10 protein-coding genes are annotated in these 13,641 nt (G+C 73.5%); 6 read left to right on the forward strand and 4 right to left on the reverse strand.

Going from position 1 to position 13,641, the window contains the following annotated elements; genetic code table 11:
- From QI554_RS37230 to QI554_RS37240, 3 genes are all read right to left on the reverse strand, one after another.
- The coding region (locus QI554_RS37230) for an RNA polymerase sigma factor (protein WP_281476832.1) at positions 1-1,269 on the reverse strand (1,269 nt) is incomplete at its 3' end.
- Positions 1,270-1,395: 126 nt separating this feature from the next.
- Positions 1,396-2,325: a CAP domain-containing protein gene (locus QI554_RS37235; protein WP_281476833.1), complete on the reverse strand. Its 930-nt coding sequence runs from the start codon at positions 2,323-2,325 to the stop codon at positions 1,396-1,398.
- A gap of 222 nt (positions 2,326-2,547) precedes the next feature.
- On the reverse strand, positions 2,548-4,164 hold the full coding sequence (locus QI554_RS37240; protein WP_281476836.1) for an acyl-CoA synthetase: 1,617 nt from the start codon (positions 4,162-4,164) through the stop codon (positions 2,548-2,550).
- A gap of 159 nt (positions 4,165-4,323) precedes the next feature.
- On the opposite strand from QI554_RS37240, the gene QI554_RS37245 reads away from it, so the two are divergent.
- The 4 genes from QI554_RS37245 (at position 4,324) to QI554_RS37260 (ending at position 8,325) form a co-directional block, all read left to right on the forward strand.
- Complete coding sequence (locus QI554_RS37245; protein WP_281476838.1) at positions 4,324-5,760, forward strand: aldehyde dehydrogenase; 1,437 nt, start codon at positions 4,324-4,326, stop codon at positions 5,758-5,760.
- 217 nt (positions 5,761-5,977) lie between these two features.
- On the forward strand, positions 5,978-7,510 hold the full coding sequence (locus tag QI554_RS37250; protein WP_281476840.1) for an MFS transporter: 1,533 nt from the start codon (positions 5,978-5,980) through the stop codon (positions 7,508-7,510).
- A 61-nt stretch (positions 7,511-7,571) separates the two neighbouring features.
- Positions 7,572-7,934 carry a type II toxin-antitoxin system RelE/ParE family toxin gene (locus QI554_RS37255; RefSeq protein ID WP_281476842.1) on the forward strand — a complete coding sequence of 121 codons (363 nt, stop codon included), beginning with the start codon at positions 7,572-7,574 and terminating at the stop codon, positions 7,932-7,934.
- A 52-nt stretch (positions 7,935-7,986) separates the two neighbouring features.
- Positions 7,987-8,325, forward strand: a complete 339-nt coding sequence (locus QI554_RS37260; protein ID WP_281476844.1) for an XRE family transcriptional regulator — start codon at positions 7,987-7,989, stop codon at positions 8,323-8,325.
- A gap of 25 nt (positions 8,326-8,350) precedes the next feature.
- Here QI554_RS37260 and QI554_RS37265 read toward each other — a convergent pair whose 3' ends face one another.
- Entirely contained in the window at positions 8,351-9,853 is a 1,503-nt protein-coding gene (locus QI554_RS37265) for a GMC family oxidoreductase (protein ID WP_281476845.1), read from the reverse strand.
- Positions 9,854-10,062: 209 nt separating this feature from the next.
- Between QI554_RS37265 and QI554_RS37270 the strand changes: the two genes are divergently transcribed.
- Positions 10,063-11,826, forward strand: a complete 1,764-nt coding sequence (locus QI554_RS37270) for a protein kinase domain-containing protein (protein WP_281476847.1) — start codon at positions 10,063-10,065, stop codon at positions 11,824-11,826.
- Between the two features lie 17 nt (positions 11,827-11,843).
- On the forward strand, positions 11,844-13,550 hold the full coding sequence (locus tag QI554_RS37275) for a protein kinase domain-containing protein (RefSeq protein ID WP_281476849.1): 1,707 nt from the start codon (positions 11,844-11,846) through the stop codon (positions 13,548-13,550).
- The last annotated feature ends 91 nt before the right edge of the window (positions 13,551-13,641 follow it).

Raw genomic sequence — 13,641 nt, forward strand, 5'->3', positions numbered from 1 at the left:
GGTCCCGGCTGCGGCTCCTGCGGCGTGGGCGCCTGCCACGCCGCCTGCCGTGCTCGCGCCGCCGACGCCGGTTGCCCCGGCCGCGACGCCTCCCGCGTGCGCGCCCGCTGCCGCAGCCGTACCCGAGCCCGCCGCCGCGCCGGATGCGGCGGCACCCGAACCGGCCGCCGCACCGGCCGCGTGTGCGCCTGCCACGCCGCCTGCCGTGCTCGCGCCGCCGACGCCGGTTGCCCCGGCCGCGACGCCGCCCGCGTGCGCGCCCGCCGCCGTGGCGGCACCTGAGCCTGCCGTGGCCCCGGATATCGCGGCTCCCGAACCGGCTGCGGCACCTGTTCCCGCCGCTCCCGCGACCGTTGCCCCCGTTCCCGCTCCCGTTCCCGCCGCGATCGCGCTGCCCGCCGCGTGCGCCCCCGCTGCTCCGCCCGCCGCTGCCGCGCCGAGGGTTCCCGCTCCTCCGGCTGCCGCGCTCCAGCCCGCCGGGAGCAGCAGGGGCATGCTCGCCAGCAGTCCTTCCGCCGGTATCAGTTCGGTCCAGTGGCCGCCGCAGGCCGTGCAGCCTCGGGCGTGGCGGGCTATGCGTTTGCGCCAGATGGCGGCCGGGTGGCCGTCCCAGGTGCGGGTCATGGTCTCTATCTCGGCGCAGCGCGGTGTCACGCCGAGGGCGCGGACGACGACGCGGGCCGCGGACAGCTGTTCCTTCATGCGCTGCACCCGCACGGCCGCGTGTTGCGGTGTGACGCCGAGGGCTTCGGCGAGTTCGGGGCGGGTCAGGTCACCGGAGGCTTCGAGCCACCACAGGGCGAGCAGGGCGCGGTCGTCCTCGTCGAGCCAGCGGGTGGCTTCGGCGACTTCGCGGCGCTGGCCGGAGAGGCCGAGGCGGAGGATCGTCAGGTCGACGAAGTCGCCGCCGGGGTCGGGGAGGTCCCAGGCGTCGTCGAGGCCCGGGACGGCGGCTTCGCGGCGCAGGGCGGCTCGGGTGCGGACCTGGTTCATGGCGATGGCGACGAGCCAGGACCGGAACGCCGCGGGGTCGCGCAGCGCGGGGAGGTTGTCGACGGCGCGGAGCATCGTCTCCTGGACGACGTCGTCGACGTCGGGGTGGCCGCCGAGGGCGCGGCCGACGACGTTGTAGACGAGGGGGAGCCACGCGGCGGCCAGGTCCTCGCGGGCCCGCCTGTCGCCGGACTGCGCGGCGATGACGAGTGCCGTGCCGCCGGGGGTGCGGTCGGCGGTGTGGCGGGCGTCGCGTGGGGTGCGGTCGGCGCGCATGGGGTTTCGGGGGCCTCCGTTGTGCGGGGGGGTTCCGTCGGTGTGGGGGTTCCGTCGGTGTGGGGCGGGGTGCTGGATCTTCGCGGGTACGCGGGTTGGGGGGCAACCCGCGTACCCGCCCGCGGGTCAGCGCGGTGCGGCGAAGTTCTGGGTCCAGTACGGGCTGCCGGAGGCGAGGTTGACGCCGACGCCGATCTCGGTGAAGGAGCAGTTGAGGATGTTGGCCCGGTGTCCGGGGCTGTTCATCCAGGCGTCCATGACCTCGGCGGGGGTGCGCTGGCCCATGGCGATGTTCTCGCCCCAGGTGCTCCATTGGTAGCCGGTGGCGTTGATGCGGTCGCCGGCGCTGGAGCCTTCGGGGCTGTTGTGGGCGAAGTAGTTGCGGGCGACCATGTCGTCGCTGTGCCCCTGGGCGGCGGTCTGGAGCTTGGTGTTGGCGGTGAGCGGGGCGCAGCCGTTGTTGGCGCGCTGGACGTTGACGAGGTCGACGACCTGCCGGGCGTAGTCGGCGGCGGTGCCGGTGGGGGTGCCGGGCGCCGCGGGGGGCTTGCGGGGTGTGGCGCTGCGGGTGGTCGGCGCGGCCGTGGTGGTGGACGCGGCGGGCCGGGTGGTGGTGGTGGGGCTCGCGGCGGGTGTGGTGGGTGCCGCCGTGGTCGCGGCGGCGGTGCTCGCGCTGGGCGTGGCCCCGGTGCCGGGCTGTCCGGGGGCGCCGGGCGTACTGGGTATGGGGCTGGCGTTGACGGGGATGTCGGCGGCCACGCCCGGGGGGCGGCCGCTGGAGTCGACGGAGGCGGTGTCGGGTGCGGACGTGCCGGGTCGCGCGTCGGCGCCGGCGGGGGCCGCGCCGTCCCCGCCGAAGACGCCGCCGGCGACCGCGCCGCCCACGGCCGTGACGGTGAGCGCGGCTGCGGCGATGACGACGCCGGTGCGTCCGCCGCGCCGCCTGCGGTGTCCCCCGGCCCGTCGCCGTCCGCCACCGCCGCCGGCCCGGTGCCGGGCGCGCCCGGTCGGGGCCGGGTAGGGGGTGTGCGTCTCGGTCTCGAAGTCGTCGTCCACGCGCCTCTGCTTTCTCGCTCGGGACGGCCACGTTAAGGGGCCGACACCAAGGAGACCCGCGCGGGGCGCGGGGATAACAGGAATTCGCCAGACCGGGCCACGAAGGTTTGCCGAATCCCCGGCGGGGGTCGCGGTCGTGTTCCGGCCACCGGTGCGGAAAACGCCGCGGGCCCGCCGCTCGGCCGGTGGTCCGGCGTGCGGCGGGCCCGGGTCGGGCGGGGGTCAGCTGCCGTTGGAGAGTTCCTCGGCGCGGGCCTTGGCCGCCCGCAGGTCGACCTTGCCGGCCGCCGTGCGCTCGATGCCGTCCACGAAGTGGATCTCCTTGGGCACCTTGTAGCCGGCGATCAGGGTGCGGGCGTGCCCGCTGACGTCGGCGAACGTCGGGGCGGAGCCTTCGCGCGGGACGATCAGCGCGGTGACGCGCTGGCCGAACCGCGGGTCGGGGACGCCGACGACGACGGCGTCGAACACGTCGGGGTGCGACTTGAGGGCGGCCTCGACCTCGTCGGGGAAGACCTTCTCGCCGCCGGTGTTGATGGTGGCGCTGCCGCGGCCGAGCAGGGTGAGGGTGCCGTCGGCCTCGATGAGGGCGAAGTCGCCGGGCAGGACCCAGCGGCGGCCTTCGCCGTCGACGAGGAACGTGGCGCGGGTCTTCTCGTCGTCGCCGTGGTAGCCGAGGGGGATGTGCCCGCTGACGGCGAGCCGCCCGACCTTGCCCGATCCCGGTTCGACGGGCTTGAGGTCGTCGTCGAGGACGGTGGTGGTCTTGGACGACGCGAAGCGGGTGGCGCCGTCGGGGGCGCCGGCCTGGCGGGCGGCGGCGCCGGTCTCGGAGGCGCCGAAGCTGTCGATGACGAACAGGCCGGCGACGCTTTCGAGCTGCTTGCGGACGGGGGCGCTCATGGGCGCGCCACCGTTGCTGACCGCCATGAGGGAGGACAGGTCGTACTTGCCCTTGTGCTCCTCGTACCAGTCGGCGAGGGGCCGGGCCATGCCGTCGCCGACGACGGCGAGCGAGAGGACCTTCTCCTTCTCGACGAGCGCCATGACGGTGTCGGGCTCGAAGCGGCGGCCGGTCCACAGCAGGTACGTGTTGCCCATGTAGAACGTGTTCCACATGGACCACTGGCCGCCGCCGTGCATCATCGGCGCGAGGCCCATCATCACGTGCCCGGCCGAGGCGAGGGCGTCGGCGGCCAGCTCGGCCGGCTCCTCGACCTTCGGCTTCCCGGCGCGGCCGGCCTGGAGCGCGGCGAAGAAGATGTCCTCGCTGCGCCACAGCACGCACTTGGGCATGCCGGTGGTGCCGCCGGTGTAGAGGCCGTAGAGGTCGTCGCCGCTGCGCGGGCCGAAGCCGCGGGCGGGGGACGCGGCGGCGAGGGCGTCCTCGTACGACACCGAGCCGGGCACCGTCTCGGCGGCGTCGGTGCCGTCCTCGAGGACGAGCACGTGCTCGAGCGCGGGGAAGTCGGGCGCGAGGCCGGCGACCGTTCCGGCGAAGGCGCGTTCGACGACGAGGGCCACCATGCCGGAGTTGTCGAAGAGGTAGCGCAGCTCGGCCTCGACGTACCGGTAGTTGATGTTGATCGGGACGGCGCGCGCCTTGTGCACACCGATCATCGTCTCGATCCACTCGGCGCGGTTCCACGCGTGGACGCCGACGAAGTCACCGGGCTTGACGCCGCTGCCGACCAGGTGGTGCGCGACGCGGTTGGCGCGCTCGTCTAGCTCGCGGTAGGTGAGCCGGGTGTCCCCCGCGATGAGTGCGGCACGGTCGGGCACGGCGTCGACGACGACCTCGAACAGGTCGGCCAGGTTGAACGTCGGGCTGGTGGTCATGCGGCGCCCCCACGGCGGAACACGGTGGAACTGGAACAGGTTCTTGAATCAGTTCCAGGCAACATACCCTTGACAAGGTCAAAAACATAGCCGGAGGCTTGGGTCCGGTACGTCCGGCGCCAGAGCTGCGTTCGGCCATGGAATCACGGGAGTTTCGGGATGCGCGTACACGACAAGGTGTTCATCGGCGGCGAGTGGGTCGCCCCCGCGGGCACGGGCACGTTCGACGTGCACAACGCCTCGACCGAAGAGGTCATCGGGCGCGTCCCGGCGGGCACCGAGGAGGACGTGAACGCCGCCGTCGCCGCCGCCCGCAAGGCGTTCGACGAGGGGCCGTGGCGCACCTCCACCCCCGAGGAGCGCGGCAAGGTCATCGCCGCGCTGTCGGCCGGCGTCATGGCGCGCCTGCAGGAGTTCGCCGAGATCATCGCGCAGGAGACCGGCTGTCCGATCGACAACTCGATCGGCGTCCAGGTGTTCAGCTCGACGATGGTGCTGGACTACTACGCCAAGCTGGTCAACGAATACCCGTTCGAGGAGCAGCGCCAGGGCGCCATCTTCAAGACGCTGGTGCGCCGCGAGCCGGTCGGCGTGGTCGCGGCCATCGTGCCGTGGAACGTGCCGCTGTTCGTGACCGTGCTCAAGCTCGCGCCCGCGCTCGCGGCCGGCTGCACGGTCGTCCTCAAGCCGTCCCCTGAGACCGCGCTGGACGCCTACCTGCTGGCCGAGGTCGCCATCGAGGCGGGCGTGCCGGCCGGCGTCCTGAACATCGTGGTCGCGGACCGCGAGGTCAGCGAGAAGCTGGTCGTGCACCCGGACATCGACAAGGTGTCGTTCACCGGCTCGACCGCCGCCGGCCGCCGCATCGGCGCGCTGTGCGGCGAGCGCCTGCGCCCGGTCACCCTGGAGCTCGGCGGCAAGTCGGCGTGCATCCTCCTCGAGGACGCCGACCTCGACAAGGCGGTCCCGGGCCTGCTCCCGGGCTCGCTCAACAACAACGGCCAGGCCTGCGTCGCGCAGACCCGCGTGCTCGCGCCGCGCAGCCGCTACGACGAGGTGGTCGCCAAGCTCGCCGAGCACGTCGGCGCGATGACGGTCGGCGACGCGCTGGTCAAGGGCAACGCGATCGGCCCGCTGGTGTCCGAGCGGCAGCGCGACCGCGTCCTCGGCTACATCGAGAAGGGCAAGGCCGAGGGCGCCCGCGTGGTCGTCGGCGGCGGCCGTCCCGAGGGCCTGGACAAGGGCTGGTTCGTCGAACCGACCGTCTTCGCGGACGTCACCAACGACATGACGATCGCGCAGGAGGAGATCTTCGGCCCGGTGCTCGCCGTCATCGCGTACGAGGACGTCGACGACGCGGTCCGCATCGCCAACGACTCGCCGTACGGCCTGTCCGGCGGCGTGTGGAGCGAGGACGTCGAGGCCGCCACCGAGGTCGCGCGCCGCATCGAGACCGGCACCATGTCGGTCAACTCGTGGGTCGCCATGGACTTCGGCGCGCCGTTCGGCGGCTACAAGCAGTCCGGCCTGGGCCGCGAGCTCGGCCCGGAGGGGCTGGACGCGCTGGTCGAGTTCAAGACCGTCGTCCTGCCGTAGCCCGGACGGGCGTGGCAGCGCCCGGCGCGCGTGCGCGCGAGGACGTCGCCCGGTGGCCCGGGACCCGTGCGGTCCCGGGCCACCGGCGCGCCCGGGGGCGTGTCGGGGCGGGCCCGGCAAGCCCCGCGCCCGGGCACGCCCAGCCTGCCCCGGACCCCACCCCCAAGATGTCCAAATTCGGCACATAATGCCCTCATATGAGACACTCTTGTCTCATATGAAGACCGAAAGCGTCACCCGCACCCCCGCCGTCACCCCCGACCCCCGGCGCTGGATCGTGCTGGCCATCCTCGCGGGCAGCCTGCTGCTCATCGCGATGGACACGACGATCTTGAACGTCGCCTTCCCGTCGCTGGTCGCCGATCTGCAGCCGGGCTCCGTCCAGCAGCTGTGGATCATCGACGCGTACGCCCTCGCGCTGTCCGGCCTCCTGGTCACCGCGGGCGCGCTCGGCGACCGGTGGGGCCGCAAGCGGCTGCTGCTGATCGGCTTCGCGGTGTTCGCCGCCGCATCGCTGGCCGCGGCCTTCGCGACCGCGGCGTGGCAGGTCGTCGCGGCCCGCGCGCTGCTCGGCGTCGGCGGCGCGGCGATCATGCCGTCGACGCTGTCGCTGCTGCGGGCGGTCTTCACCGACGCGCGCGAACGGGCCCTCGCGTACGCGATCTGGGCGGCCGTCTTCGGCGGCGGCATGGCGCTCGGCCCCGTGGTCGGCGGCCTGCTCGTGGAACGGAACGGCTGGCAGTCGGCCTTCCTTCTGAACATCCCCGTCGCGCTCGCGGTGATCGGCTTCGGCTGGTGGCTGCTGCCGGAGTCGCGCGGCCCGGCCCGTGGCCGCTGGGACTGGCTCGGCGTCGGCCAGTCGGTCGTCGGCATGCTCGCCCTCGCGGGCGGCATCAAACAGCTCGGCAAGTCCGGCGTGGGCGACCCGCTGCCGTGGCTGCTGCTCACCCTCGCGGCAATCACACTCACCGTGTTCGTCCGCCGCCAGCTGCGCATCGCGCACCCGCTGCTCCAAGTGCGGCTGTTCGCGAGCCGGCCGTTCAGCATCGCGGCCTCGACGCTGTTCCTGAGCATGATCGCGATGGGCGCCGTGCTGTTCCTCACGACGCAGTGGTTCCAGTACGCGCAGGGCTACACCCCGCTGGAGGCCGGCATCCGCCTCCTCCCCGCCCCGCTCGCCCTGGTCGCGGCGTCGATGGTCGCACCAACCCTCATGCACCGGTTCGCGATCCGGCACATCCTCGGCCTCGCCCTGCTGCTGATGGCCGGCGCGCTTGCCCTGCCGTGGATCGTCGACCACACCGGCACCCTCGGCTACCCGGGCGTCGCACTGTCCCTCGCCATGCTCGGCACCGGCGCGGGCGTCGCAACGACCGTGGCCTCGGTCACGCTCATGGCCGCGACCCCGACCCGGGACGTCGGCGGCGCCGCCGCGATCGAGGAGACCTGCTACGAACTCGGCGCCGCGATGGGCGTGGCCATCCTCGGCAGCCTGGCCGCGGCGCTGTACCGCACCAACCTCCCGGCCGACGTCACCGCCGCCGCCCGCGACTCCGTCGGCGAAGCCGCCCACGCCGCAACCGCCCTCACCGGCCCGGCCGGCACCGCCCTCCTCGACACCGCCGCCAAGGCCTTCACCGCCGGAATGACCCCGACCTTCCTGATCGCCGCCACCCTCCCGGCAGCAGCCGCCGCCCTCGCCTGGACCCAGATCCCGAAGAACCTCCGCCCGACCGAGAACACCCACTGACCGAATACCATGCATGCGTTATATAGTGCATACATGGTACGTCGAGAGACGAGGGCAGTCTGTGGCCTGGCGGATCATCGTTCTGGAACCTGCGCTGTCGTGGCTGCGGGAGTTACGCAAGACGGACCGGTCGACGGCGCAGCAGGTCGGCGCGGCCCTGACCGTCCTCTCGGAAGAGGGGCCCGCACTCGGCAGGCCGCTGGTGGACACCGTTCGCGGCTCCTCCCTCAGCCATCTCAAGGAACTCCGGCCGGGTTCCTCGGGATCGAGCGAAGTACGCCTGTTGTTCATCTTCGACCCCGACCGTAATGCGGTGGTGCTCGTCGCGGGCGACAAATCGGGGCAGTGGAGCGGTTGGTACGCCGAGGCGATCCCCTTGGCCGAGTTGGTGTACGAGGCTCATCTGGCGGCACGCGAGGGGTAGTGACCGAGGGGTGCGATCCACGGCGCACGATTTTTCGGAAAGGATGGGACCCATGCGCGAGGTGACTAGGGCGACTCCCGAGGCGGCGTCCTGGGACGAGCTCAAGGACGAGCTCTTCGACGCCGAGGATCAGGTCGAGATCGAGCGCCGGGCGGAAGAGCTGCGCGCGGAGGTTCGCGCGTACCGGCTCGCCGAGGTGCGCAAGCGGCAGAAGACCACGCAGGTGGAGCTGGCCCAGCGGATGGGGATCTCGCAGTCACGGGTCTCCGACATCGAGCGCGGCCGACTGTCGCGCAGCGAAGTCGACACGCTTGCCGCCTACGTCGCGGCGCTGGGCGGCACGTTGAAGATCGTCGCGGACTTCGGGGACGAGTCGCTCGTTCTCGGCTGACCCGCCCCCTCCGTCACGTTCCGCGTCAGATGAGGCGGGCGGCGCGTTCGGCGAGCATTGCGCAGCCTAGGTAGGTGTTGCCTGCTGGGAGGACCGGCATGGTGGAGGCGTCGACGACGCGGAGGCCCTTGATGCCGCGGACGCGGCAGCGGGGGTCGAGGACGGCTTGGGGGTCGCCGTCGGGGCCCATGGCGCAGGTGCCGCCCAGGTGGCCGTAGCTGATGAGGCCGCCGTCGGCGAGGGTGGTGGCGGCGTTCGGGGCGCGTAGGTCGGATGCGGGGTGGACGCGTTCGACGCCGAGGGCGGTGAAGGCGGCGGTCTCTTCGAGGGCGGCGATGCGGTCGAGGAGCCAGTCGAGCCGGGCGAGGTCGTGCGCGGTGGGCCGGGGCATGGTGACGGCGGGTTCGGCCTCGGGGTCGGTGCCGGTGGCGTCGACGCGGCCGCGGCCGGTGACGTCGAGGAGGAACGGCACGAGGGAGAAGTGCGTCCCGTCCGGCCCCGGTTCGCCGATCGGCAGGGCGAGGACGTGGAAGTCGACGGACGAGGCGTCCGGCGTCCGCCCGACCCACACCGGCTGGACCGGCCCGCCGCGCAGCGGGGTGCCGCCCGGGTGCCGGTAGAGGAGGGCTATGCCGAGGTGGTCCTGGAGGTTCGCGCCGACGCCCGGCAGGTCGGCGACCACGGGGATGCCGAGCGCGTCGAGGAGGTCCTTGGGTCCGATGCCGGAGCGCTGTAGGAGGGCCGGGCTGCCGGTGGCGCCGCACGCGACGACGATCTCGGGCGCGGCCCAGGCGCGGCCGTCGGCGGCGACGACACGTGTCGCGCGGCCGTCCTCGACGTCGACGCGGGCCGCGGTGACGCCGGTGAGCACGGTCAGGTTGGGCCGGGCCCGCACGGCGTCGGTCAGGTAGGCGCGGCTGACCGTGAGGCGTTCGACGGTGCCTTCGGCGTTCTCGGTGACGGTGAGCGGGAAGATCCCGACCCCGGGCAGCCGGCGCGGGTCGTTGATGTCCTCGGACCACGGCACGCCGAGTTCGCGGACGCCGGCCAGGAACGCCCGGTGCGCCTCGTTGCGTTCATGCTCGGGCGAGCGCCGCACGCGCAGCGGCCCGGCGTCGCCGTGGAGCGCGGTCGCGCCGAAGTCGACGTCGGTCTCCATCGCGCGGAACGTCGCGAGGATGTCGGGCCAGCCCCAGCCGGGGAGGCCGCGCGCGGCCCACGCGTCGTAGTCGGCGGGCTGGCCGCGCAGCGTGGCGAGGTAGTTGACGGCGGAGGTGCCGCCGAGGACGCGGCCGCGCACCATCTGGACGGTGCGCTCTGCGGACGCGGTCATCGGGTAGGGCCGGGCGAAGGGCGTGCCCGCCCACACGTCGCCGGCCGCGGCGGGGCGCAGCACGCTCGCGTCGTACGCGGTGTCGTCGGGCCCCTGTTCGAGCAGCAGGACGCGCCGGTCCGCGCGCTCGGACAGCCGCGCGGCGAGCACCGCCCCGCTGGTGCCGCCGCCGACGACGATGACGTCCGCGTCCACGGGTCCTCCTCTTTGTACCTGCGTTGTACGTGCGTTGTTCTTGCGCGTCGCGGTCGCTTGTCCGTCGCCGTCGATTGCTTGACTGAGTCACTTTATGGGCGGCGGCGCACCGCGTCGAGGGATGTCCCCGCGATGTGCCCGAAGAGGGTTCGGACCACCCCCCGCTTCGGTATCTTCCGCTCGGGGTCCACATCTTGGGGGTCGATCGCATGCGCGTTCTCGCGGAGCGCTACGAACTGCAGGAACTGGTCGGCAGAGGCGGCATGGGCGAGGTGTGGAAGGGCGCCGACCGCGAGCTCGGTCGCACCGTCGCCGTCAAGGTGCTGCCGGCGGAGCTGACCCGCCACGAGGAGTTCCGCACCCGGTTCCGACGCGAGGCCCGCACCGTCGCGGCGCTGTCCCACCAGGGCGTCGCCACGCTGTACGACGTGGGCGAGGACACCGGCGGCCCCGAGGCCACCCCGTTCCTGGTCATGGAGTACGTCGACGGCCGCACCCTCGCCGACGTCCTGCGCGACGGCCCGCTGCCGGTCGCCCGCGCCGTGGCCGTCGCCCGCGACATCGCCGACACGCTCGTGCACAGCCACGGGCACGGCCTCGTGCACCGCGACATCAAGCCGTCCAACGTGATGCTGACCGCCGCGGGCGGCGTGAAGGTCCTCGACTTCGGCATCGCCAAGGCGCTCGCCGAGACCACGACGCGCCTGACCGCGACCGGCATGACGGTCGGCACGCCCGCCTACCTCTCCCCCGAGCAGATCGACGGCGTGTCCGTCGACGGCCGCTCGGACCTGTACTCGCTGGGCTGCGTGCTGTACGAACTGCTTACCGGCAGGCCGCCGTTCACCGGGGACTCGCCGTTCGTCGTGATGAACCAGCACCTGATGAAGGGCGCCCCGGCACCGTCCGGACTGCGGCCCCAGGTACCGGAGTTCGTCGACGCCGTCACCCTGCGGCTGCTCGCCAAGCGTCCCGAGGAGCGGTACGACACCGCGGCGCAGCTGCGCGGCGCGCTGGAGGACGTGCAGGCCGAACTGCGGGGCGGCACCGCCGCCGTGACCACCCCGGCCACCACCCCGGCCACCGCCGCGGCGCCGCCGCCGACCCCCGCACCGGCCACCGCCGCCCCGGCCACCCCGCCCCCACCGTCCGGCCACGGGGCCGACGGCCCCTGGCAGACCGCCACCGCGACCGCGGCGCCCGCGCCGCCGCGCCCGCGCGGGGAGCCCGCGACGCCCGCCCCGGCGACGTCCGCCGTGCCGCCGCCCCGCCCGACGCTGCACGACCAGGTGCCCTCCGGCACGACCGGCGCGGCGATCCCCGCTCCCCCGTACAGCCCGACCGCGCACGCCGCGACCCGGATCGTCCCGCCCGGCATGCAGGTGCGGCCCGGCACCGGCGGCCGGTGGGCGGTCCGCTTCCGCGTCACCGCCGACGGAATGGTGGCGCTGTTCGGGATCGGACTGATCCCGCTGACGTACTTCAGCGTCGACGCCGACGGCTTCAACGGCCACAACTATCTGACGCTCGCCGCCGCGGTCCTCGCACCGGTCGCGCTGCTGTGGTCGGCCCGCATCGCGGCGCTCATCGCCTGGATGCCGACTGCCGTCCTCACCGGCGCGATGTTCGCCTTCACGCATTCGGCGTCCCGCGACTACGAGGACTTCCCCCGGGACACCTACGGGCGCCAAATGGGTTGGGAGGTGGGCGACCTGACCAGCCGCTACGCCGCCGTCGCGCTGCCGCTGATGCTCATCACGCTGTTCGCTCTCGGCGCGTTCCTGCGCAGCCGTTCCTCGTCCGCGCTCTACGCCGCGGTGTTCTGGGTCGCCGGGATGCTCACGGCGTTCTCGTGCGGCTCCTGGTCGTCGGCCGCGGCGGTGCGCACGGGGTGGCTGACGCTGGCGGGCCTGGTGATCGTTTGTATCGTGCAGGAGGCCGCCGCGCGCCGTCGGCTGCCGTCCGCGAACTGAGAGGTGGCGACGCACCCATGCGCGTTCTCGCGGGACGATACGAACTGCACGAACTGGTGGGCCGCGGCGGGATGGGGGAGGTGTGGAAGGGCACCGACCGCGAACTCGGCCGCACGATCGCCGTCAAGGTGCTGCCTGCCGAGCTGACCCGGCACGAGGAGTTCCGCCAGCGGTTCCGCCGCGAGGCGCGCACCGTCGCCGCGTTGTCGCACCAGGGTGTGGCGACGCTGTACGACGTGGGCGAGGACGTCGGCGGCCCCGAGCCGACGCCGTTCCTGGTCATGGAGTTCGTCCCCGGCCGCACGCTCGGGGACGTGCTGCGCGAGGGCGGCCCGATGCCGGTCGACCGCGCGGTGGCGGTGGCCCGCGACATCGCGGACACGCTCGTGCACAGCCACGGGCTGGGGCTGATCCACCGCGACATCAAGCCGTCGAACGTGATGCTGACGCCGTCGGGCGCGGTGAAGGTGCTCGACTTCGGCATCGCGAAGGCGCTCGCCGAGACGACGACGCGGCTGACCGCGACGGGGCTGATGGTCGGCACGCCCGCGTACCTCTCCCCCGAGCAGATCGACGGCGCGGCGGTCGACGGCCGCACCGACGTCTACTCGCTGGGCTGTCTGCTCTACGAACTCCTGGTCGGGCGGCCGCCGTTCGCCGGCGACTCGCCGTTCGCCGTGATGAACCAGCACCTGACCAAGCCACCGGCGCCGCCGTCCACCCTCCGGGCCGAGGTGCCGGGGCAGGTGGACGCGGTGGTCCTGTACGCGCTCGCCAAGACGCCGCAGCAGCGGTACGCGGACGCCTCCGCGCTGCGCTCGGCCCTGGAGTCGGCGCAGCGCGCGGTGAGCGTGGCCGCCGAAGTCCCGGACCCGGTACCGCCGTACGCGCAGCCGACGGCGCTCGCCGGGCCGCGCCCCGCGGCACGGTCCGTGTTGGGTTCGTTCGGCACGCCCGTGCCCGCCCCCGCGACCGGGGCGGCGATGCCGCCTCCGTCCGGGCCGCCGACCGCGCCGCCCGCGCCGCCGAACCAGGCCGATGCCGCGCCGAGGCCTTCAGTGCCGCCGCAGGGCTTCGCCGCTCCGGGCGTGCCGAGCGGGCCGGGCAACGTCCACGCCGCGCCGCATGGTTACCCGCAGCCGGAGCCGGGGACAGCCCCCGCACCCGCCGCACGGTCGCCGTGGACGGTGCGGTTCCGCCCCACCGAGGCGGGTGCGGCGGCGGTGCTGGGCCTCGCTTTCCTGCTCGCCTACATCAATGTGGCCATGCAGTTCGCCGACGGCACTCCAGGCCTGGTGACCACCGCCGAAGTCGCGCTTGCCGCCTCACTGTTGGCCCTGCTGTGGTCGGCCCGCCTGAGCCTGACGATCGGCTGGGCGTACGTGGCGGCACTGAGCAGCGCGCTCGGCTTCAACGTCTACAGCTTCGACTACGGCGTCAAGTCACACCTGCAGGCGGCGTCGATGCTGACCCTGCCGTTCCTGGGGCTCGCGTTCTTCATGGCCGCCGGGTTCCTGCGCCGCAGGTCCGACCCGTCGCTGCTGGTGTGCGTGCTGTGGATGTGCCTGTCGACGTCGTGGTGGGCTTTCAGCGATACCGGGCAGGTGATCGCCGACCACCGCGACGCCGTGTTCAACGTCGTGGTGCTGGTCATCGTGACGATCACCGCCGGCCAGGAGTTGACCTCCCGCGTCCGCGGCGAACAGCCCGTACACCAGGAGTAGTTCCGGACAGCACCAGGGCCCGGCCGCAACTGTCACGCGGCCGGGCCCGTGCCGTCTCACCCCGCTTGCCCGCACGGCCGGCGCCGGGCCG

This window comes from Yinghuangia seranimata (assembly GCF_029953285.1).
Taxonomy (GTDB): domain Bacteria; phylum Actinomycetota; class Actinomycetes; order Streptomycetales; family Streptomycetaceae; genus Yinghuangia; species Yinghuangia seranimata.

Excerpts from the sequence above, each read along its gene's own strand:
- QI554_RS37260 (WP_281476844.1), top strand. The coding sequence starts at position 7,987 with ATGCGCGAGGTGACTAGGGCGACTCCCGAGGCGGCGTCCTGGGACGAG.
- QI554_RS37250 (WP_281476840.1), top strand. The coding sequence starts at position 5,978 with ATGAAGACCGAAAGCGTCACCCGCACCCCCGCCGTCACCCCCGACCCC.
- QI554_RS37240 (WP_281476836.1), bottom strand. The coding sequence starts at position 4,164 with ATGACCACCAGCCCGACGTTCAACCTGGCCGACCTGTTCGAGGTCGTC.
- QI554_RS37245 (WP_281476838.1), top strand. The coding sequence starts at position 4,324 with ATGCGCGTACACGACAAGGTGTTCATCGGCGGCGAGTGGGTCGCCCCC.
- QI554_RS37275 (WP_281476849.1), top strand. The coding sequence starts at position 11,844 with ATGCGCGTTCTCGCGGGACGATACGAACTGCACGAACTGGTGGGCCGC.
- QI554_RS37270 (WP_281476847.1), top strand. The coding sequence starts at position 10,063 with ATGCGCGTTCTCGCGGAGCGCTACGAACTGCAGGAACTGGTCGGCAGA.